This window comes from Lutibacter flavus (assembly GCF_900188355.1).
GTDB lineage: Bacteria > Bacteroidota > Bacteroidia > Flavobacteriales > Flavobacteriaceae > Lutibacter > Lutibacter flavus.
Genome location: NZ_FZNX01000007.1, coordinates 101,856 through 125,023, shown reverse-complemented (window position 1 = coordinate 125,023; position 23,168 = coordinate 101,856). Strand labels below are relative to the sequence as shown.

The window sequence follows — 23,168 nt, the reverse complement described above, 5'->3', positions numbered from 1 at the left end:
TTTAATTTAAAATCAACAAAAATTGAAGTACATGAAAACAACGAAATTATTAATATTGGCTTGTGCTATATCGCAAAACACTGTCTTTGCTCAAGAAATAATTAAAAACGATGCTAGCCATCCTACCTTAGAAGGATCTTATCTCGGTCAAAAGCCACCGGGCTTAACCCCAGAACCTTTTGCCCCTGGCATTGTTACAACAAAGGGTCTTGAGGATGGTGGCGTTTTTTCACCCGATATGGATGAGTTTTATTTTATTAGAATGCGACAGGATAATAAAAAAATTGAATCTGTCATTTATAAACAAAAAAATAATCGATGGCTTGAGACAGTCATTTTGGGAAGAGACGCCCAGACTTTCTACCCTTTCTTCTCACCAGATGGTAAGACTATGCATTTGGGCAAGCGATATAAAGAGCGTACAGACACTGGCTGGTCAGAGATAAAAAGCCTTGGCTCTTCTTTCGAAGAAATAGATATCATGAGCCTTTCTGCTTCATCGAAAGGAACCTATGCTTTTGACGAAAGGCGTCCAGACGACGATGGTATTCTTCGATATTCTCGGCTGGTAAATGGCAAGCGTGAAGCACCAAGACCATTCAGCAAAGAGATTAACAGCGGAACAAGGAATTCACACCCCTTCATCGCACCAGATGAATCCTATATTATTTGGGACGGCATAAAAGACAGCGGATTTGGTAATGTAGACCTCTATATAAGTTTTCGACAGCAAGATAGCTCATGGGGCACTGCTATTAACATGGGTGATAAGATAAATACAGATGCATATGAAGCGGGGGCAAAGGTCACGCCAGACGGAAAATACCTTTTCTTTGTTAGAGTTGTTGCGTCAACAATTGATGATCCATATTCTGATATAGATATATTTTGGGTGGATGCGCAGATTATTGAAACGCTCAGGTCTAAACAATAATCCATATAGCAAATGCATCAACACAGATAAAAGGATTAGCAAATCGTCTTAAGTGCAAATAGCTTAGCTATAAATAAATCAGACCATTACCAGTACAATGTCAAAAAGAAGAAAACATGAAAAAAGCATTAATAATATTTCTTACACTTAACTTTATTTTAGTATTAAAACTAAATGCACAAACAGAAGTAGAGCAAATTAACGCTACTGTGATGAAATACACAGAGGGCACAGCAAATGGTAATCCAGACAAAGTAAGAGAAGCATTTCATAAAGATTTTAATCTCTTCCTAATACAGGAAGATACGTTAAGAGTTATAGATGGCAAAGGTTATATTGAAAGAATTGAAAAGGGAAAAAAATATAACAGAATAGGACGAATCATATCTATTGATTGTGAAAACGATGCGGCCTCTGTAAAAGTTGAAGTTTACTTTCCAGACACAAAAAGAATAGCGACGGATTATCTTTTGCTTCTTAAAATAAAAGGGCAGTGGAAAATATTACATAAGATAATTAACCTAAAAAATTATCAAAAAATAGAAGATTTAGTTTCTAATGAAAAAAAGGGATTAAAAGAAATCAAAGAAACCTTGTCAAATTACATTGACGGAACAGCAAATGGAGAACCTATAAAATTAGAAAAGGCATTTCACCAAGATTTTAATCTATACTATATAAAAGATGACAGCCTGAGTATCATTCCAGGAAAGCAATACATTGGAAATTTTAAAGAAGGCAAAAAAAACAATCGAATAGGGAATATTTTATCATTAGATTATGAAAATAATGCAGGTCTTGCCAAAGTACAAGTTCTAATGCCTGACCGTAATAGGATAGCAATTGATTATTTATTGTTATTGAAAATTAAAAATGAATGGAAAATAATTCATAAATCCTTTACATCTAAAAACTATGACAAATAAAGCCAGTTGTTTACAATTCTCATAGATAAAATAAAATTATGAGTAGTTTTTTAATTACTTCTAGTGCATTTTTATAATCAATAAGACATATATCCTTATTTTTAACTTCAATCTGTCTTTAATTTGTCGTATAAATTCTTTTCGAACAAATCTAATTCCATTTAAGACAAATTATCTCAAGTATTTTAAGAGACATTTGTGACATACATTTATAAGTCAATCAAAAAATGAAAAAATCAACTTTAATAATAGTAGCATTCATAACACTACTATCTTCTTGTTCACAAAACAAAAAATCTACTCAATCAATAAAGCAAAAAGCTGATACTTATCAAGTTAAAATCGACAGCTTATTAGATGCTTATGATAAGAATGATGAATTTATGGGGAGTATTATACTATCTCAAAATGGAGAAACTGTATATGAAAATACTGTTGGATTTAGTGATGTTAAAACAAACAAGAAAGCGAGTACAGATACCAAATATCGTATAGGTTCTGTTACTAAATCATTTACAGCAACGTTAATTTTTAAGGCTATTGAAGAAAATAAGCTAGATTTAAACAAAACGATAGGGTACTATTTTACCAATGTAAAAAACGCGAATAAGATAACCATTGCTCAGTTATTGCAACACAGAAGCGGTATTCACAGTTTTACAAAAGATAAATGGTTTTTTGACAATCGCACTAAATATATATCATCTACAGAAATGTTATCTAAAATTTCTAAGTATGAAAGCGACTTTGAGCCAAATAGTAAAGGAGAATATAGTAATTCTAATTACTTTTTATTAGCACTAATTCTTGAGAAAACGTATAACACTTCTTATGAAAACCTTTTGCAAGAGAAAATTTGCAAGCCACTCAACTTAAACAATACATACTCAGGAAAAGGAATAAATATAAATGATAATGAATCATATTCATACAAATATGATAAGAAATGGAATGAATTTCCTGAAACAGATTTGTCTAGCGCTAAAGGAACTGGCTCAATTGTATCAACACCAAAAAATCTAAATAGTTTTTTTGAAGGCTTGCTTACAGGGAAAGTACTCTCAACAGAAAGCCTAACATTAATGAAAACTATAAAAGACAGATATGGAATGGGGCTTTTTCGATATACAACTAATGACAGACAGGGATTTGGGCATCGTGGACGCATTGATGAATTCAGAGCTACTTCAATTTATTTTTCTAAGGATAAATTATCTTTTACATTAATTTCAAACGGTTCTAAAATTGATATTAACGAAATATATACTGAAATACTAAAATTGTTTCTAGGAGATGCACCTGTAGCAATATCAGAAAATGAGTTGAAGAAATTTGTTGGTGTTTATATTTCTCAAAATGATCCAAACGATAAGTCTGTATTTATACAAGAAAATAATACTTTAATTAATTTTATAAAAAACGAATTTAAGGCTCCTTTAATTTATAAAGGAGAAAATCGGTTTGTTTTAGAGCAAATGTACGCAGAGTCTATATCATTCACTTTTTCTGCTGATGGCAAACAAATGGTTTTTGAGCAAGGTGGCAATACTTGGAATTATATTAAAATGAATAACTTGAATAAAAATAGTTAAATAATCATGAAAAAAAATCTTTTTCCCATTGCCCTTATTATTCTATTTGTATTTGGAACATATACTTTATATGGTCAAGAAAAACAAAGTGTTGAAGAACTTAAAGCTAAAATTGACACCTATTTAAATAATAGTGTAGCCAATGGCTATTCAGCATCCGTGCTAGTTGCCAAAAAAGGAGATGTTATTTTATCAAAAGGCTATGGTTGGTCTGATAGAAAGAAGAAAATTGTCAATACGTCGTCATCAATTTTCAATATTGGTTCAGTAACTAAACAATTTACAGCTGCAGCTATTTTAAAATTGGTTGAACAAGGAAAACTTAATACTTCAGATAAAATTGGTCTATTTTACAATGAAGCCCCTATTGATAAAAAAGATATTACTATTCATCAATTACTAACGCATACAACAGGTGTTTCACCGAGAACTGGCGGATTTAGATATGATGAAGCTAGTAAGGAACAGTTTCTAAAAGAATTCTTTGAGGCAGAATTGCAATCAACACTTGGAACAAATCATCAATATGCTAATGCAAATTATATCATGCTCGCGGCTATTATAGAGTTAGTCTCTAAACAAGATTATACTACTTTTTTAAAAGAAAATTTTTGGGATCCTCTATCAATGAATAAGACAGGTTATAAAAGTATCTCATTTAATAGTGAGCAACTTTCTCATGGGTATTATTTTAATTACACAGATGGCGTTTGGATGGATTGGGGAATAACACAGGAACATCTTCCTTATAATAATAACCATTGGTATAGTATTGGAAAGGGAGATATTTATTCAACTACAGAAGATCTTTATAAATGGCACCTCGCTTTGCAACATAACAAAGTTTTAAGTAATAAGTCATTAAAAATGATTGAAACACCACATGTTGTAGAAAATGATGAAGGATCATCTCATTATGGTTATGGATGGGCAATATTTAAAAGTAAAAATGGAACAAAAATAGTAACACATAATGGTAGTAACGGTATTTATTTTGCCAATTTCATCAGGTATGTTGAAGATGATCTGGTTGTTATTGTATTGTCAAACACCATTCTAAATAGAGATTCTGAAGATGTATCTTGGAATATTGGAAACATGGTTTTTGACTCTAATTTTACGCCAAAACCTGTAACAAAATTGTCATACGAATTAGTATATGATTTTATAAGTACTCATGACACTGATAAAGCAAGTAAATTAGTATCGTTTTTAGATGAAAATTTAGGTTCTAAATTCAATGACAAAGCAGTATTCAACCGAATTGGTTTCAAACGTATTGCAAAAGAGGGGAATCCAGCTTGGGGATTGGAACTATTGAAATTAAATGTAGAGTTGTTTCCAAATGATGGCAATCTTTATGATTCCCTTGGCGATGCTTATTTTGAATATAATCAGAAAGAAAATGCAATTAAGGCCTTTAGTAAAGCTTTAGAATTAAAATCTGAAAATAATTGTAATTGGTGCAAGAATTCTCAAGAAAGAATAGAATCACTTAAAAATTAATTATGAAGTTAAAATACGTCTACAGTTTTCCGCTTTCAAAAGATATGGTGCAAGAATGGTTAAAGTTTGTTGAAGAGGTTAATACAACTAGAAATTGTGAGTTTACAAAAATGCATGAAAGAATTGGAGTAACCAAAGAGAGTTGGTATCTCAAAGAAAATGAAAACGATTTCGAAGTTATGGTCTATACAGAAGCTAATAGCCAGGGTTTTTCTGAAAAATTTCAAAATGATAAAAGTGAATTTTCAGATTGGTTTAAAAGCGAAGTCACTAGAATTCAAAATTATAATCTCAATGAAGCTGTAAAGATGCCAAAGCTTGTATTAGATTGGGATGAATCACAATGATATATAAAACAATTACTAAAGAAGAACGACAAAAAATAATTGACACTAGCTGGGAATTACACAGTAAAGTTGAAACTAGTTACTTAAATCATCCAGCAAAACAAGAAGATGAAGCTTGGTTAGATAAACAACGCCTTCTTTTAGCTGATATGTCTATTCATTTATTGCAAACATCAATCAAACCAGGCGAAATTAAATTAAATCGGTTACGAGATAACTTACATGCAATCTTAACTATAACAGATCAATTTTTACCTTTGGCAGATCTTAAAAAGGCAACTGAAAAATTGTACAAATGCAATTAATGTAGGCTTAAAAGCATCATGATATAAATAAGACAACAAATTATAAAAATTAAAAAAGAAGCAGAATATCGATACAAAAAGATTAAACATTATGGAAAAATCACTAAATATATTCACTGATATCCTTGATACAAATCCAATTGATAAAATAAATAATAAAACGAATTTTAAAATTAAATTACTAATAGGAATTTATATGTTAAGCACTCTAATGTCGAACGTTTTGAATGCTCAAATAGCACAACGTATAGATAGTTTAGCAAAGGTTCATCAATCAAAAGGATTTAATGGTAATGTGTTATATTCTAAAAATGATTCCATCATTTTTACCGGGAGTTATGGATATATTGACTTTGAATCTAGGAAACCCCTTAACGAGGCAACAGTATTTGAATTAGCGTCTTGTTCTAAACAATTTACGGCACTAGCCATCACTCAGTTGGTCGAAAAACAATTGATTCGTTACAATACTAAAGTACAAGAGATAATTCCTGATTTTCCATATCAGCATATTACTGTAGAACATTTACTAAGACATCAATCAGGACTTCCAGACTATCAGAAGTTATTTTATAACAAGAAGCATTGGAACCGAAAAAAAATGGCTACCGCTCAAGATGTAGTTGATCTTTTAAATAAATTAAATTTGAAGTTAAGTTTTGAACCAGGAGGCCGTTATGAATATGATAACACAGGTTATGTTGTATTAGGTGTAATTATTGAAAAAGTAAGTCAACAATCCTACGCAGAGTATATAAAGGAATATATTTTTACTCCAGCAGGAATGCAATCTTCAAAAGTCAGCGCTGTTGACAATAATCTAGAGCAAGACGAGAATGTTGCCATTGGCCATACCTACAACAAACGTAAAAAAAGACATCAAAGAGCAAATGAAGATAAAAACCACAAGCACCTAAATTGGATGAAAGCCATTATAGGTGACACAGGTATTTATACTTCTATTCTGGATCTTGAAAAATGGAAACAAGCGTTAAGAAATAACATTTTAATCACTGAAGAAAGCAAACAATTGATGTTTTCTACAGATGAAGTTTCTAAAAAGTATGGATTTGGTGTGGCTATTTACGATACCGAAAGCAAAGGTAAATGGGTGTATCATAATGGTAGTTGGGGAGGTGCTAAAACAATGATATTATATTTACCGGAGACTAATGAATTTCTTGTGATCTTAAGTAATAACAGGTATGAAGAAACCTATAAAAAATTTGAAGAGGATTTATATAAACTTATACAATAAAAACTTAATACAAATTTAAAAATGAAAAAATCAATAATCACATTCAGTATCATTCTTTATGCTGTAACTGTTCCATTTCTAGAAATTAACAACACGCATGTTTTTAATCCAGATTGGACACCTCATGTTCGTATCCATGAAGTTTGGCAGCTCATTACCAATTCAGCTATAGGTATACTTTGTTTATGGTTGGTTTGGGTGAAAAATGAAACCAAAATCAGTACTGTTTTAAGTTTGATCATCATAGGTGGGTTTTTACTGGCTTATATACTGCAAGATTTTTATGGAGGCTCAATGAAATACCTGGATGGAAGTGAGAAAACATTGTTAGGAATTAATATTGGCGTGTTAGGCTTTGGAATAGCATTTATACTTCTATTACTTACCCTAATAGCCGCTAAGCAAAAGCCTAAAATCAGCTAGTTATAATTATTAAAGCACAGTTAATTTATTTTAAAAAATCATTATTATTTATGTTATCCAAAGCAATTATTCCCTTCATCATCTTATTTACACTGTCCATTTCGGCACAAGAGACAGATTCTCAAAAATTGCTCAAAAAGACAGAGTCATTTATAAACGCTTATAACTGCAAGCAGCAACCAAACAGTGATTCAAAAGATGTCGATCGATTTTTATCCTTTTTTGCTGATGATTTTGTTGACGAGCATATTAAGTACAATGTAATTATAAGTAGTAAAGAAGAATTCAGAAAGGGATTGATTGACAAACTTCAGAATAAGGTATATTATCATCAAGTATCTATAGATGACATTATGATAGGAAAAAATGCAGCCTTTGTAAAAATTACTATTAAAGCCAAAGTCAAACCATTTCATATGGATAAAATTGTTGAGCATACTTCAAGCCAAATAATGTCAATTGAGTACGACGAAAATGGATTGATAACACATTTAAGAAGACATCACAGTTGAGAATTCTTAAAAAGAATATTTGGTGAAAGTAAAAAAAACCTATTAGGAGTTAATATTGGTGTTTTAGGATTTGGTTTAGCATTTATACTATTGTTAGCCACAATTAAAAGAGATTATAATACAAAATAGAAATATGAGAAGATTTTTAATAGCAACATTAAGTTTTTTAATTAGTTCTAATACATTTTCACAATCAATAGATATAGAAAGTTGGACTAGAGACATTGATTTTTATAAGACCAATCTTGAACAAAATCATATTGACTTATACAATACGATTAGCAAAGTGGAATTTGAAAAGGAAATAAAGCAAATTAAATCAACTTTAAATAAAAAAAGTGATGTAGAGATTATTATAGACTTAATGCGATTAACTCGAAAAATTGGAGATGGTCATACAGCATTTTCATTAAGAGGTGTCGAAACATACTTATTTCCAATTGAAATTTATAAAGTAAGCGGACAATGGAGAGTTATCAGAACGACTAACAATCATAAGAATCTTTTGGGTAAAATATTGACAAAAATTGATGGAAAATCAATAAATAAAATAGCAAAGGAGGTGAGTAAAGTTGCACAGTACGTGGAAAATGAACAATCTGAAATCATTAGAACTGGTGAATATTTGATGATATCTGAATTGTTGTTTGGGTTACAATTAACAAATAATGAATTTAAAGCAGAATTTTCTTTTTTAGACGATAGTAATAAAGAATCAAAAGTATTGCTAAACGCTATCAACAATAAAAATTATTATGAGAATACCGACTTCCATACATTTAAAATTATAATTCCAGAAATTCAAAAACCAATTGATTTAAAACACGATTATCTTTGGTTTGGTTCTATAAAAGACACTAAAGGAATTTATATCAAATTTGAGAGTTATCCTTCATTTGAAGAAATGGAAAAGTTTGGAGAATCAGTTCTAAATTATGTCAATGAAAATCAAGTAAAACAAGTAGTAATTGATATGAGGAATAATGGAGGTGGAGATTTTTTTGTCGGAACTTTTTTGGCTTATTATCTGAATTTGGCTGATAGTATTGATTGGAAATCTGGAGTTTATGTTTTAACAGACAAAGTAACTTTTTCTGCTGGGACAAGTAATGCTTCACAATTTAGACAAATCCTCAATGCAAAGATTGTTGGAGAGCCAACGGGTTCAAATCCAACAGGTTATCAAGATATGGGACAGTTTACACTTCCAAATTCTGGAATGATTGTTACATATTCAAAAAGACTATTTAGATTTCAAGACAAAGGCACTCAAGGAGTTCAACCTGATGTTTTGATTGAATATGATTGGAAAAGTTACTCTAAAGGAATTGACAATATGATGGAATGGGTTATTAATGACATTCGAATCAAATAGCAGTGGCTAATATTGTATATGAAAAATAGCAGTTTAAGTGCTAAAACGAAAATGAATTTTATAATTTAAAGGTCAGTACCAAGCTGAAAAGTTTGCGCTTAAAATTCCGCTACTTTTCATATTCAAGACCGTTGTAGGAAATGTTAGAACACTGCTCAAAATGATAATGATTTATAAAGAAACAAGAAAAAATGAGGTTTATAAAGACAAATTAATTAAAATGAGTAGCATTAAAGTGTAAGATATGAAAACAACATCTGAACACGATGAACGGATAGCGAAAATGACATTCGCTTCGGTTTATCCACATTATATCACAAAAGTGGAAAAGAAAGGTAGAACAAAAGAGGAAGTGCATCAAGTAATTGAATGGTTGACCAGTTTTGATGATAATTTATTGCAAGAACTCATTAATGATAAAGTAACATTTGAAACATTTTTTCAGAAAGCAAAATTAAATCCAAATGCTCACCTAATTACAGGAGTAATATGTGGTTATAGGATAGAAGAAATAGAAACCCCTTTGACACAACAAGTAAGATACTTGGATAAAATAGTGGATGAATTAGCAAAAGGACGTAAGATGGAGAAAATTTTAAGGTAAAGCATTTTTCGCCAGTCAAAGGCTAAAAAAATGATTTAACTGAGTAAATAAAAATCGAATTAACCTGTAAAAAAGGTCAACCTATTTCAGTATAATATGTGAGTTAAAGAAAAGTAATGAATGGCTGAATTATTTAAGAATATTTATAATCAAAAATTCTTTGATTCTTTCATAGATGTAGTACAACAAGTAAAATCCGATTTTGATAAAAAGGCATTTTTGAACTGCATCTATGATAATGAATGGAAAAACAGAGAATTAAAACAACGAATGAGGCACATTTCAATTGTGCTGAAAAATCATTTGTCCGAAAATTTCGGTGAAAATGTAGAAACAATTCTAATATTAATTTCACAATTAAAAAAAAATGGAATTAGGGAAGAAGGTATTGAATTTATGTTTCTTCCTGATTTTATTGAACTATATGGTTTAGAAAATTACAATACATCAATAAAAGCATTTGAACGAATAACGCAATTCACAAGTTGTGAATTTGCTGTTAGACCATTTATCATTAAATATGAAATTGAAATGATAAAAAAAATGAACCTATGGTCAAAGCATAAACACCCAATGGTTAGACGACTTGCAACGGAAGGTTGTAGACCAAGATTGCCTTGGGCAATGGCAATACCTTCATTGAAAAATAATCCTACACCAATTATTCCTATTCTTGAACAGTTAAAAAATGATAAATCGGAAAGTGTTAGAAGAAGTGTTGCAAATAATCTAAATGACATTTCAAAAGACAACCCAAATACGGTCATTAAACTTGTGAAAAGTTGGCAAGGAAAAACAACAGAAACAGACTGGTTGATAAAACACGCTTGTAGAACACTTTTAAAACAAGGCAATTTAGAAGTATTGAAATTATTTGGATTTGGAGCAATAGATAAAATCAAAATTGACAACTTTGAAACTCTTACACCTAAAGTTAAAATAGGATCTTTTTTAGAATTTACATTTGAAATTAAAAACACAAACAATTTAGCATCAAGAATAAGGTTGGAATATGGACTTTATTACCAAAAATCAAACGGTACTTTGTCAAAGAAAGTGTTTAAAATAAGTGAAAAACAATATTCTGGAAATTCAACAACTCGAATTAAGCGAAAACAATCTTTTAAAATAATTACAACTCGAAAATTTCATATTGGACAACATCAATTGTCAATAATCATTAACGGAAAAGAATTCGATAAAATTGATTTTGAATTAATTAAAAAATAAAAAAGGGTATAACAAAGTATAAAAATAATAAGGGTTAAGTACCAAACCCAAAATTGGTAGATTTTAACAAAGTCCGCCAAATTTGTAAATTTGGCTAAGTGCTTAATCAAAAGGTCAGTTCCTTTTAATCACGCACTAACCATAGCGAGACGTTATGTGTAGCTAAAAAAAACTAACTAATGGACAAATCAAAACTTAATAATTATTTCCATTCTTTGTTTCCTATTCAAAAAGAAATTGTGGGGAAAATTACGGAAACATTTTGTGGTTTTACATTAGATAAGAATACAACGTTACTAAATAAAGATGCTATTAGTACAAAAACATATTTTTTAGAGAAAGGATATATGCGTTCATATATTCTAAATGAAGATAATCAAGAAATTACAACCAACATTTATTCAGCCCCTTGCTTTGTAAATGACTTTTTATCTTTTTTCAAAAAACAACCTACAAAAGTAATCTATCAAACTATAACTCACTGCTCATTCTGGGAAACAAGCCTAGAAAACGTACAGAAAAACTTTCATAATATTCCTGAATTCAGGGAGTTCAGTAGGCTTTTATTTGTTATAAATTATTCTAAATTAAACGATAGAGTAATTGAAATGGCAAGTAAAAAAGCAGAAACAAGGTATTTAAATCTTTTAAAGCAGCAATCTAATATTTTCCAAAACGTTCCTCTCAAAGTTATAGCTTCCTTTCTAGGTATTACTGACAGTTCATTAAGTAGAATTAGAAAAGAAATTAGTAAAATATAATTTCTTGTCATTTATCAAGTGCTTATCTAATCAAGAGTTTTAATATTTGTAAAAAAAATAAAAATGGATAAAAAACACATTGTTATTATAGGTTTTGGAGGTGTTGGTGGTTATTTTGGATTTAAGATATGCCAGAATAACGTAACAAATAAACAAAATCAAATCTCATTTATTGCCAGAGCTAAAACATATGAAACGGTTAAAGAAAGAGGTCTTACATTGCTCTCTTCTGAACACAAAAATAGCATAACAAATCCTGATGCTATTTATCAGAGCATTTCGAAAATTAAAAACCCAGATTTGGTCTTTATCTGTGTTAAAGAATATGATTTAGAGAATATTTGTAGCCAACTATACAAAGTAATTACAAAAAACACAGTTTTACTACCAATGATGAATGGAGCTGATATTTATGATCGAATTCGTAAAGTAATACCTAACAATATTATTTTGCCTTCTTGTGTTTATGTTGCTTCACATATAAAAGAAAAAGGAATCATTGAACATAAAGGAAAAGCAGGACAATTAATTTTCGGTAAAGACCCAGAACATACGTCTGAAAATATTGATTGGATTCTAAATTTAATAGAAGTAAGTAAGATAAATTTTGACTTTAAAGAGAATTCTCAAGCTGATATTTGGACGAAGTTTATTTTTATTGCAAGTTTTGGTTTAGTAACGGCTAAACATAATTCATCTATTGGAGACGTTTGCTCAATTGAATTACAGAAAGAAGAAGCAACTAAAATTATGATTGAAATAAAATCAATTGCAGATAAAAAAGGAATTCATCTACAAGATGATATTATTCAAAAAACATTTAAAAAAGCATCAACGTTTCCTCCGAAAACACCAACTTCTTTACAGCTTGATGTAAATTCAGGAAAAGAAAATAATGAACTAGAACTGTTCGCTGGTGCAATCATTAATTATGGAAAAGAAATAAATGTAAATACTCCTTTTTCTGAAAAAATATTTCTGGAAATAAAAGCTACACACAACAAGGTGTAAAAGTAATAGCGGTTTTAGGGCTTAAACTAAAGATAATTAATAAAATAAAGGTTAGTTATAAACCGAAAATTAGTGCATAAAAGCCCACTACTTTTCATATACAAGACAGCCAAAAATAAATATGGGAATAAAAACAGTAAACCTTAATAGCAAGTTTGACTCCTTTACTGATTATTGGAGTCCCAAAATTGTTGGAGAATTAAATGGACAACTTGTAAAAGCAGCAAAATTTAAAGATGAATTCGTTCTTCATAAGCACGATAATGAAGACGAAATGTTTCTCGTAATAGAAGGGAAATTGTTAATGGAATTAGACAATGAAACGTTAGAAATAAACTCGGGGGAATTTGTTGTTATTCCTAGAGGAACGAATCATAAGCCTATAGCAGTTGGTGAAGTTAAAGTACTTCTTTTTGAACCCAACACCACTATAAATACTGGAAATACTGAAAACGAATTCACTGTTAAGAAACTGGAGGAAATTTAATAAAAGCCAGCAGCTAACAATGGCTACTTTTAATGTGTGTTTAGGGTGCTTAATCGAAAAGTAATTTTTTTTATTCCTCATTATTTATTACATATATTATTAGTGTTTGTTTGTCTATCACCATTCTTTTCTTTAATTAAAGTAAAATCCTTTTTGAACAAATCTTATTGCTTTTTGAACTAATATAATCACGTTTACAATTCATCTTTGTAATAGAAATTAGTTATAAAAAAACTAAGACTTAGTATTTCAACCTATAGTAAGATAGTTGGACTTATTGCAATTGCGGTGTATAAGCGATATATTAAAAAGGAGAATGTTAAAACTGTAGAAGGAGATATTAATATGACTCTTATTGAGTTTAGAGAAGGTAGGATCTCTAAAATTTTCGAATATTGGTAGAATTGAAAAAGATGATTTCATAATAGAAAGTAAAATCCTTTTAGAACAAATTTTACTGCTTCTCGGACAAAAAAAATCGAGGATGACACCTCATCTTTGCATTAGAAACTTATAAAGTTTTAGGTTAAGTATTTTTGGTTCTAATTGGACTAAAATTAAAAATGTTAGATACTAGCCTGTAATTACATAGTCAAGTTGAAATTAGTTATCTAAATAATTCAGCAAAAAAAGGATGTGATGAATAGTTAGATAAGCAATGCTTTCTTTTAGTAGATATGGCTTTCATCTATTACAAAACTCTATAAATTAAGGAGAAATTAAGTTAGATAGATTACGAGTTACAAAAAATAAAGCACAAAATCAGAATTACAATTATGAAAAAAATTGTCCTAATAATATTTTTAGCAAACACTTTGTTTACAAGATTTTATTGTCAAGAAAAATCAATATCCGTAGATAAAGAAGTTTTTAATAAGACAGACGATTATTTGGAAAGTATGATTGATAGCTTAAAAATAGTTGGGCTTAACTATGCGATACTAATAGACAATGAAGTAGTCCATGAAAAATCATTTGGTTTAGCTAATACTCAACTTCAAGTACCAATGACATTGGAGAATTCATTTCCAGTAGCTTCAATTTCTAAATTATTTAGTTCCATCGCGCTCCATAATCTATTAAACATATACAATCGGAATGTAAATGAAACCGTTGAAGATTTTCTTCCGAAGAGAAAAGACTTACCTGAATCATGGCGTAAATTAACTTTGAAACAATTGTTATCCCATACTTCTGAAATTCCAGACCAGATAGACTATCAAATCTACCTAGCTCCAGAAAATGAAAAGTTTGTTATTGATGCATTAAAAGACAAGCCATTTAGTTCAAAGTCTGGAACTGAATCGAAATACAATGCCACTGGCTTTTTATTAATTCGCATAATCATAGAAAAACTTGCAAACCAAGATTTTGAATCATATATGCAAGAACAGTATTTCGATAAATTCGGATTGAATTCGGCCAAATATGGTGGATTTAAAAAAGTTATTCCTAACAGAGTAACTTGCTATCAGAATGTTAATAATAGCCTGGAAATGTTTCCATTAAATTATTCTTCACCAATGTATGCTGGAGCTGGATTGAATATTAAAATCAATGATTTGATAATATGGTTTCAATATTTGCAAAATGAGGAAATCTTAACCAAAGAACAACTTGATAAAATCTGGACTCCTGTAAAATTAACTGATGGAAAAGACGGTTACTTTGGATTAGGTTGGGAAGCATACAGGTTACAAGATAATTACAAAATGGTTGGTCATGGAGGTGCTGGAATTTCATCCTTTCGTCATTATTGGAACGAAAAAACGAATAAAAAAGTTACAGTTATTTTGTTAACCAATGGTGCTTTTAATTGGATAGTCAGACCAAATCAAATTAATTCACAAATCGCAAGTATGGTATTAGGAGATTAATAATATTATGTTTTGTAACAGTGTGTATAAGTAATAGCAGTTAAGGTGCTAGAACGAAAAGAATAAACATAAAACTAAGGTCTGGGTAAAACTAAAAAGTTAGTTAGTAGAAATCCGCTACTACTCATACACGAGGAATAGAAACTTTCAAATTCAAAAGGAAAATATAAATGTTTTAGAATTTAGATATAAAGACGGGTACTTTAGCAAAGTAAAAACAATAATCAAGAAGAAATGAAAAATTTTGCCATTACATTCAGCGTCATTCTTTATGCTGTCATAGTTCCCTATTTGGAGATTAATGCCACTCATGTTTTTAATCCAGATTGGACACCACATGTTCGCATCCATGAAGTATGGCAATTACTTACAAATTCAGGGATAGGTATTCTTTGCTTATGGCTTGTTTGGGTAAAAAAGGAGACCAAAATCAGTACTATTTTAAGTTTACTCATTACAGGAGGCTTCTTATTAGCATTTATTTTACAAGAATATTATGGTGGCTCCATGAAATATTTAGATGGGAGTGAAAAAACACTTTTCGGAATTAATATTGGTGTTTTAGGATTCGGTTTAGCATTTTTAATGTTGTTGAGCATAATGCTAAAAAGTGCAACAAAAAATAATGAAATCTAAATTACCACTCATAGCAATTAAAAACTTTTAAACAATGAAAAAAGCCTATTTTATTTTAACACTTGTATTGATACTATTTTTAAATGCATGCAATACTAAAAAACAGAATTTAAAAGATAGTGATTCACCAACTATAGAAAGCCCCTATCTTGGACAAAGGCCACCGGGTTTAATACCTGAATCTTTCGCTCCAGGTATTGTTTCTACAGAGCATTATGAATATAGCGGAACTTTCACGCCCGATATGAAAGAGTTCTATTTTATTAGAAGTGGTGGGAAATACGAGAAATCTACATTTGTTGTTTTTCAATATAAAAATAATCAATGGGTCGAGTCTTTTGTATCAAAACGGGTAGGTCAGCCCATGTTCTCTTCGGATGGCAAGACGATGCATTTGGGCGGACGATATATGGAACGAACCAAAACAGGATGGTCTGACTTAAAACATCTTGAAGCTCCATTTAAAGATAGCTCAGATATGTTCATCATGAGGCTTTCGTCTTCTGCTAATGGAACATATTATTTTGACACCTATAAAAAAAATAATCCAAACTTTCCAATTCGTTATTCACGAATCATAGATGAAAAATATGAAAAACCCAAAGCATTGAGCAAAGCAATTAATACGGGAACAAATCTGAGTCATCCATTCATTGCACCCGACGAATCCTATTTGATATGGGATGCTAAAAGAGAAGATGGATATGGTAGTTCTGATATTTATATTAGCTTTAAACAGCAAGATGGCTCGTGGGGTGATGCCATTAATTTGGCAGACAAAATAAATACGGAAGCATGGGAAGCATCTGCGAGTGTGACGCCGGATGGAAAATATCTTTTCTTCAGCAGGAATATGGGTACAAACAACTACGAAAATGTAGATATATTTTGGGTAGATGCTAAGATTATTGAAACATTCAGGCCCAAATATTAATTCATATAAAAATACTTATTACTGGCCATCAAAAATTTAGTTCCTGAAGATTAGGTCAAACCCTATGAGCGATCAAGTGAGATTTCAAAAGAATACCCATTAGATAACGTAAATAAAAAACCTTGCACACTCAATTGTTTCAAGTTTTCATATGAATGTTAAGGTTATTTACAGTCTTATAATTAGTCCGTTGATTAGAGTATAGTTTGTTGATTATAACATTTACTTGATTTGAATAAAAATCCTTTTTGAACAATTCTTACTGCTTTTCGAACAAAAAAATTCACGCTTTGCATCTTATTTTTGTATTAGAAATTAGTTCTCAAATAACTATGATGAAGTATTTAAATTTTTAATAAGAATTTAATGAAAATTAAAAAGTTTAAGTAGAATTAAAAAAAAACAAGCAATAATAATAATAATAATAATAAATTAAAAAAAATGAAAAAAATTATAGTCATCAGTCTCATATTAACTCTTTTTTCATGCTCTAAAGAAGTTGAGAACATGCCAGATAACCCACAAGACGAAATCATTTCTTTTGAATCCTTGGGATTAGAAGGAAAAATAGTACATCAAATAATTGCTACTGATTCAATATTAATTGCTGCTACAGACCAAGGTGTATACAAAAGTGATTTTTCTTCAAATTGGACTTTAATGGGATTACAAAAAAAGAATGTAATTGCAATTTCAATTATTGATTCAAATACAATTGTATGTTCAGTTACAGATGATGATCAATTTCAGAATCCTCAACTACTAAAATCATTAGATTTCGGACAGAGTTGGTCCGTGGTTGAAAGTAACTTTGGGGGAGAAACACCTGAAATTATTTTCGAGTTAAGGTATAATTCTAGTTCAAACGAGCTACTCGCATCTGGTAAAGGAGTAATTGCAAGTTCATTTGATGAAGGTAAAACTTGGGTAATTCAATTCGGTTTCTGGAATGCATTCACTAAGGGTTTGTGGGCACTTGAGATTAATCCTGCTAATAATCAAGTTTGGGCAGGAGGTCAAAATGCAATAGAAAGTCAAGTAATTGTTCAATTAGATTCTGATAGAGAGGAAATTAATCAATGGATAAATGTTCTTCCTTCACCGAGTACGGTAGAGAAATTCGCATTCAATAATGATTCTAATAGAATAATATTGGGTTGCGAAGATGGAATTTTACTAACAGAGGACAATGGTAATTCATGGAAAAATATATATTCTAATGATACAGTATCTGCCAGGTTTTATTATGGTTTGGTTTATGACAACTTAGATTCAGAAAAAATAATCGCGGCGAGCTGGGATAAAAACTTTGAGAGACCCCAACCTTTAATGTTACATATTTCAGAAGATAATGGCGAGACTTGGAGTATCATAACACCTAATATTCCATTGATTTTTGGCGGAACAAGAGATATGTTACAAAGACAAGAAAATGGAAAAACCGTATTATATCTTGGATTATGGAAGGGTGGCGTTTACAGAGCAGAAATTCAATAATCATTGTTGTAAAAAGTTGTATACTATTGAAAATGAAGAATAAGCCGCTAAGACATAATGTATTGATTATAGAGGGTCTATTTAATAAGTCAATAAAATAATGAATTTTAGAAAAGCAACAGAAAAGGATGTTATAGCAATTGTAGAAATGATTGCTGATGATGTGCTAGGTAAAGCAAGAGAAAATTTTCAAATTCCATTACCTAAAGAATACTATAGCGCATTTAAAAACATAAACAATGATGATAATCAGGAACTCATAGTTGTTGAAAATGATGAGTTAGAGATTGTTGGGACTATGCAGTTATCTTTTATCCAATATTTAACATACCAAGGAGGTATAAGAGCGCAAATTGAAGCAGTAAGAATTAGAAAAGAACAAAGAGGAACAGGTTTAGGAACTAAAATGTTTGAATGGGCAATTGAACAGGCTAAACACCGGAAGGCACATGTGTTACAATTAACAACAGACAAAAAAAGATCAGAGGCCTTGAATTTTTATAAAAAGCTAGGTTTTATAGACTCTCACGAAGGAATGAAGATGTATTTAATTAGTTCATAGAATTAACTATTTGCACAAATAATATCTTAAAATCCTCGTAGTATTCATCCTAAGTTTAAACACTAGTAAAATTATTTTTTAAAAATAAAACTTTTTTAAGCATTTGATTTTTTTAAAGCAGATTAGAAAAATATAGATAAAAATCTAAAATAAATTAAATTTTGTTTAATGGTAACATTTTTAATTGAAGAAAGTCATTAGTATACAACACACAAAACTATAATTAAATATATAAAAATGAACACAAAAATATTCAAAAATTCACTTTCAGTCCTTTTCATTATCTTCTTGCAATTTAATGTAAGTGCCCAAATATCAGAAAAAATTGAGTTAACTAAAGGCAATAAACTTTTAGGATTAGGAACTCAGTATATTTTAAAATCTAAAATATTACAAGAACAACGTCCCGTTATTATTTCATTACCTCTTGGATATGAAAATAGTAGTGCTAACTATCCTGTACTTTATCTTTTAGATGGTTTAGGAAACATAAAACATGAAATTGGTACCGTAGAATTATTAACAGACTCAGGAATTATTCCTCCAATGATTATTGTTGGTATAGAGAGTTTAGATAGGTCAAGAGATTTAACACCCTCAAATGCAGGGCAAGATGTTTATGGAGGAGTAGGTGATGCAGGAATAACGCAAAGTGGAGGTGCCCCTAAATTTCTTCAGTTTTTGGAAGAAGAATTAATTCCTTTCGTAGAATCACACTTTCGAACTCACCCATACCGTCTTTTAGAAGGACATTCGTTTGGAGGTTTATTTAGCACATACGCACTTATGGAAAAGCCAGATATTTTTGACGCATTCATTATTCAGGCTCCAGCGCTTTGGTGGAACAAAGAAGAAATGACGGAGAAAGCTAAAGGATTTTTCAAATCAAATTCCAACTTGAAAAAAGCTATATATTTTGGAATTGGTGGTGGTGATGGCTGGGGAATGCAGCAGGAACTCAAACGATACGTTCAAGTTATTGATAAGAATCCTCCCCAAAATCTACGATGGAAACTTGAAGAAGTTGGAGATGAAGACCATGACACTTCTAGATTATTGCTAAATTATTATGGCTTAAAGTTTGTGTTTTCAGATTTAATCGCTCCTGAAGAATTAATCAATGACTATAGCGATTTGGCATTTTTAAAAGGAGAGCGTGAGTTGATGAACAAATATGGAAAACATGCTAGAAGACCTGTAAGTAATTATGTAGACATTGCATTTAAATTGTTAAAAGAAGAAAATGATTTAGGAGCCATTGTTGTGCTTAATAGAGCTATAGAAGCATATCCTAAATATATTGGTCTCATGACTAATTTGGCTAAATTATACGAAAAAACAAAACAAGAAAAAAAAGCTATAGAGACCTATAAATTGGCAATTAAACTTTCAAAAAAATTAAAATTAGGACAAGAGGAAGATTTTAAAAATGAAATCAACAAACTCAAGAAAAACTAACCCATTTCATAAATAAATACATATAAATTATGCCACATTTTGTAATTGATTGTTCCGAAAATATACTGAATCTTAAATCTCCAAAGAAGATTATGTAAAAAGTATTTAATACAGTATAATCTACTAACCTATTTGATGAAGGTGATATTAAAGTAAGAATTAACCCTTTTGAACACTACAACATTGGAGGTTCAAAAGATGATTTCATTCACATTTTCGTAAATATAATGGAAGGAAGAACAGTTACTCAAAAGAGAGCTGGTATCTCAAAGAAGACAAAAAAGACTTTGAAATTATGGTCTACACAGAGGCTAATAATCAAAATTTTTCTGAGAAATTTCAAAATGATAAAAGTGATTTTTCAGATTGGTTTAAAAGTGAAGTTGGAAGAATTCAAAACTATAACCTTAATGAAGGTGTAATTATGCCAAAGCAGGTGCTGGATTGGGTTGCACCTGATTAAGATTATCATTAATGTTTATTTACAATTAAAAAAATGAAACACGAAATAGATAAAATAAACAAATCGGAGTATAAAGAAGTGGTAGATGTATGGGAGTCCTCAGTTAGGGCCACACATTACTTTTTACGAGAAAAAGATATTGAATATTTTAAATCACTTATTTTAAACACATATTTAGACGCTGTTGAATTACGATGCATCAGGAATAATGATAAAAAAATTATTGCTTTCCTTGGTGTTGCTGAACAGAATTTAGAAATGCTATTTATTCATTCAGGATATAGAGGAAAAAGTATTGGTAAAGCATTATTAAACTATTCTATTGACAAATTTAATGTAAGTAAAGTTGACGTGAATGAACAGAATGAACAAGCTGTTGGATTTTACAAGCACTGCGGATTTGAAACAATAGGGCGTTCTGAATTGGATTCTTCTGGAAAACCTTACCCTACTTTACATATGGAGTTAAAAAAGTAAAAACTTCAGCCAACACTATCTGAGAAAAATTACTGAATATACTGATTAGAGTAATCCGACAGACGTTTAAACGAAACGAAAATATCGGAAAATTATGGTTTTGCAACCGCAACTTTTCTCATACTAACCTATTATATCCAACCCATTGAGATAAAAGCTATTTCAATGATTAAAAACAAACACAAAAAATGATACATCAATCACCAATTTTAAAAGATATAAAAATTAAAACCAATCTAAAACCTGGAGATTTAGGTTACATTATTCATAAACATGGAGTAATTTATTCTGAAGAATATAACCATGGTGTTTCTTTTGAAGCTTATGTAGCTCAAGGAATCTTCGAATTTTACTCCAATTACAACCCCGTTAAAGATAGAATTTGGATATGTGAACATAACAACAAAATTATTGGTTCATTAGTACTTCAACATAGAGAAAAGAATACTGCTCAGTTACGATATTTTTATTTAGAAAAGGAATATCGCGGCATTGGACTAGGAAAATTATTGATGAATCTGTATATGGATTTTTATATGAAATGCGGCTATGATTCATCTTATTTATGGACAACTCATGAGCTTGGTACCGCTACGGCTTTATATACAAAACATGGATATAGACTTACCGAAGAGTTAAATACCAATTCTTTTGGTAAAAATTTAATTGAGAGAAAATTTGAATTGAAATCATGAATATTTTTAAAACTCACTTCATAATATTCATTTATTAAATAATGGAACCTAAAATTTCTAAAACAACTTTTAAAATTCTTTATTTTATTAGTTTTTCTCATCTCGTTAATGATTTTCTCCAAGGGATTATACCAGCAGTTTATCCTTTGTTAAAACAAAATTATGAACTTTCATTTTTACAAGTTGGGTTTATTACATTTGCATATCAATTTAGTGCTTCTGTTTTGCAACCTTTAATTGGTTATTATACTGATAAATCACCAAAAATTCATTCTCAAATATATGGGTTAGTGTTTTCAACGGTTGGTGTCGTATTGTTAGCTTATGCAAATGGATTTTCTTTAATAATAGCTTCTTGTATTTTAATTGGTATAGGTTCTGCTATTTTTCATCCAGAATCAAGCCGTATTGCCAATCTAGCTTCCGGTGGTAAAATTGGGGTAGCACAATCTATATTTCAAATTGGAGGTAATTTGGGTTCTGCTATTGCTCCATTAATGGTAGCATTAATTGTTTTACCTTATTCTCAAAAGTTAATTATTGTCTTAATTCTACCTTCGTTTATTGGTTTTATCTTTCTGAAAAAAATTTCACACTGGTATAAACAACATATTTTATCAAACCAATCTAAGAGGTTAATTTTAACGAATGCAGTCAATAACTTTCCGAAAAGAAAAATACAATTAGTATTGGGGGTTTTATTGACCATAATTTTTTCTAAATTTATATATGCTGCAAGTTTGTCTACATATTATAGCTTTTATTTAATTGAGAAGTTTAATCTAACAATACAACAAGCACAAATTCATATGTCGATTTATCTTTTTTCCTATGTTATTGGTACTTTAATAGGAGGTCCGTTAGGGGATAAATTTGGGCGTATATATATTATATGGTTTTCAGTTTTAGGAGCAGCACCATTTTGTCTAATGTTACCATATGCTAATCTTTTTTATACGGATGTTTTAATAATTATTATTGGTTTAATAATGTCATCGGCTTTTCCAGCTATCATATCTTATGCACAAGAATTGGTTCCACATAAACTCGGAATGATCTCAGGACTTTTTTACGGTTTTGCTTTTGGAATTGCAGCCATTGGATCAACATTATTAGGCGTTCTAGCTGATGAAACCTCAATATATTTTGTATATCAACTATGCTCATTTCTTCCTATCCTAGGCATAGGGTGCTTTTTCCTTCCGAATTTGAATGAAAATTATAAATTTAAAAAATTAACGTATAAACCTGTATAGTTATTTTAGGACTTGTTAAATAAATATATAAACAAACAATAT

The 23,168-nt window shown here is 30.1% G+C and carries 25 protein-coding genes; all 25 read left to right on the top strand.

All coding sequences use genetic code 11. The annotated features are described in order from the left end of the window. Positions 1 to 31 precede the first annotated feature (31 nt). The 25 genes from CHB63_RS16720 (at position 32) to CHB63_RS16600 (ending at position 23,126) form a co-directional block, all read left to right on the top strand. The gene (locus CHB63_RS16720) at positions 32 to 934 is read left to right on the top strand and encodes a PD40 domain-containing protein (RefSeq protein ID WP_089379633.1); all 903 of its coding nucleotides are present in this window, start codon (positions 32 to 34) and stop codon (positions 932 to 934) included. Between the two features lie 116 nt (positions 935 to 1,050). After that, positions 1,051 to 1,860: a nuclear transport factor 2 family protein gene (locus CHB63_RS17380; protein ID WP_245857063.1), complete on the top strand. Its 810-nt coding sequence runs from the start codon at positions 1,051 to 1,053 to the stop codon at positions 1,858 to 1,860. A 227-nt stretch (positions 1,861 to 2,087) separates the two neighbouring features. Next, a complete protein-coding gene (locus CHB63_RS16705; RefSeq protein WP_089379632.1) occupies positions 2,088 to 3,452 on the top strand; it encodes a serine hydrolase domain-containing protein in 1,365 nt (454 codons plus the stop codon). Positions 3,453 to 3,458: 6 nt separating this feature from the next. Beyond that, positions 3,459 to 4,958 carry a serine hydrolase gene (locus tag CHB63_RS16700; RefSeq protein ID WP_089379631.1) on the top strand — a complete coding sequence of 500 codons (1,500 nt, stop codon included), beginning with the start codon at positions 3,459 to 3,461 and terminating at the stop codon, positions 4,956 to 4,958. Between the two features lie 2 nt (positions 4,959 to 4,960). Further along, positions 4,961 to 5,305 (top strand): hypothetical protein, encoded by a 345-nt coding sequence (locus tag CHB63_RS16695; RefSeq protein WP_141107331.1) that lies wholly within the window; start codon positions 4,961 to 4,963, stop codon positions 5,303 to 5,305. Beyond that, complete coding sequence (locus CHB63_RS16690; RefSeq protein WP_217898429.1) at positions 5,302 to 5,610, top strand: hypothetical protein; 309 nt, start codon at positions 5,302 to 5,304, stop codon at positions 5,608 to 5,610. Before CHB63_RS16695 ends, CHB63_RS16690 begins: the two co-directional genes overlap by 4 nt. A gap of 211 nt (positions 5,611 to 5,821) precedes the next feature. Then, on the top strand, positions 5,822 to 6,868 hold the full coding sequence (locus CHB63_RS16685; RefSeq protein WP_176420430.1) for a serine hydrolase domain-containing protein: 1,047 nt from the start codon (positions 5,822 to 5,824) through the stop codon (positions 6,866 to 6,868). 21 nt (positions 6,869 to 6,889) lie between these two features. Continuing rightward, positions 6,890 to 7,291: a hypothetical protein gene (locus tag CHB63_RS16680; RefSeq protein WP_089379628.1), complete on the top strand. Its 402-nt coding sequence runs from the start codon at positions 6,890 to 6,892 to the stop codon at positions 7,289 to 7,291. Positions 7,292 to 7,419: 128 nt separating this feature from the next. Then, positions 7,420 to 7,803, top strand: a complete 384-nt coding sequence (locus tag CHB63_RS16675; protein WP_141107330.1) for a nuclear transport factor 2-like protein — start codon at positions 7,420 to 7,422, stop codon at positions 7,801 to 7,803. Positions 7,804 to 7,936: 133 nt separating this feature from the next. Beyond that, positions 7,937 to 9,178 (top strand): S41 family peptidase, encoded by a 1,242-nt coding sequence (locus CHB63_RS16670; RefSeq protein ID WP_089379626.1) that lies wholly within the window; start codon positions 7,937 to 7,939, stop codon positions 9,176 to 9,178. Between the two features lie 244 nt (positions 9,179 to 9,422). Continuing rightward, entirely contained in the window at positions 9,423 to 9,782 is a 360-nt protein-coding gene (locus CHB63_RS16665; protein WP_089379625.1) for a DUF2200 domain-containing protein, read from the top strand. 120 nt (positions 9,783 to 9,902) lie between these two features. Further along, on the top strand, positions 9,903 to 11,012 hold the full coding sequence (locus tag CHB63_RS16660) for a DNA alkylation repair protein (RefSeq protein WP_089379624.1): 1,110 nt from the start codon (positions 9,903 to 9,905) through the stop codon (positions 11,010 to 11,012). A 179-nt stretch (positions 11,013 to 11,191) separates the two neighbouring features. Continuing rightward, complete coding sequence (locus CHB63_RS16655) at positions 11,192 to 11,773, top strand: Crp/Fnr family transcriptional regulator (RefSeq protein WP_089379623.1); 582 nt, start codon at positions 11,192 to 11,194, stop codon at positions 11,771 to 11,773. A gap of 63 nt (positions 11,774 to 11,836) precedes the next feature. Continuing rightward, positions 11,837 to 12,784 (top strand): ketopantoate reductase family protein, encoded by a 948-nt coding sequence (locus CHB63_RS16650; RefSeq protein WP_089379622.1) that lies wholly within the window; start codon positions 11,837 to 11,839, stop codon positions 12,782 to 12,784. 121 nt (positions 12,785 to 12,905) lie between these two features. Then, entirely contained in the window at positions 12,906 to 13,271 is a 366-nt protein-coding gene (locus CHB63_RS16645) for a cupin domain-containing protein (protein WP_089379621.1), read from the top strand. Positions 13,272 to 14,047: 776 nt separating this feature from the next. Continuing rightward, positions 14,048 to 15,148, top strand: a complete 1,101-nt coding sequence (locus CHB63_RS16640) for a serine hydrolase domain-containing protein (protein ID WP_089379620.1) — start codon at positions 14,048 to 14,050, stop codon at positions 15,146 to 15,148. Between the two features lie 234 nt (positions 15,149 to 15,382). Beyond that, complete coding sequence (locus CHB63_RS16635; protein ID WP_089379619.1) at positions 15,383 to 15,784, top strand: hypothetical protein; 402 nt, start codon at positions 15,383 to 15,385, stop codon at positions 15,782 to 15,784. 34 nt (positions 15,785 to 15,818) lie between these two features. Further along, positions 15,819 to 16,718, top strand: coding sequence for a TolB-like translocation protein (locus CHB63_RS16630; RefSeq protein ID WP_089379618.1), 900 nt, complete (start codon positions 15,819 to 15,821; stop codon positions 16,716 to 16,718). A 441-nt stretch (positions 16,719 to 17,159) separates the two neighbouring features. Continuing rightward, a complete protein-coding gene (locus CHB63_RS16625) occupies positions 17,160 to 18,215 on the top strand; it encodes a WD40/YVTN/BNR-like repeat-containing protein (protein WP_141107329.1) in 1,056 nt (351 codons plus the stop codon). A 100-nt stretch (positions 18,216 to 18,315) separates the two neighbouring features. Continuing rightward, entirely contained in the window at positions 18,316 to 18,777 is a 462-nt protein-coding gene (locus CHB63_RS16620; protein WP_089379616.1) for a GNAT family N-acetyltransferase, read from the top strand. A gap of 237 nt (positions 18,778 to 19,014) precedes the next feature. Then, positions 19,015 to 20,235, top strand: coding sequence for an alpha/beta hydrolase-fold protein (locus tag CHB63_RS16615; RefSeq protein WP_089379615.1), 1,221 nt, complete (start codon positions 19,015 to 19,017; stop codon positions 20,233 to 20,235). A 295-nt stretch (positions 20,236 to 20,530) separates the two neighbouring features. Further along, a complete protein-coding gene (locus CHB63_RS17235; protein WP_176420428.1) occupies positions 20,531 to 20,698 on the top strand; it encodes a hypothetical protein in 168 nt (55 codons plus the stop codon). A gap of 33 nt (positions 20,699 to 20,731) precedes the next feature. After that, positions 20,732 to 21,175: a GNAT family N-acetyltransferase gene (locus CHB63_RS16610; RefSeq protein WP_089379614.1), complete on the top strand. Its 444-nt coding sequence runs from the start codon at positions 20,732 to 20,734 to the stop codon at positions 21,173 to 21,175. 188 nt (positions 21,176 to 21,363) lie between these two features. After that, entirely contained in the window at positions 21,364 to 21,870 is a 507-nt protein-coding gene (locus CHB63_RS16605) for a GNAT family N-acetyltransferase (RefSeq protein ID WP_089379613.1), read from the top strand. 41 nt (positions 21,871 to 21,911) lie between these two features. Beyond that, positions 21,912 to 23,126 carry an MFS transporter gene (locus CHB63_RS16600; RefSeq protein WP_089379612.1) on the top strand — a complete coding sequence of 405 codons (1,215 nt, stop codon included), beginning with the start codon at positions 21,912 to 21,914 and terminating at the stop codon, positions 23,124 to 23,126. Positions 23,127 to 23,168: the final 42 nt, after the last annotated feature.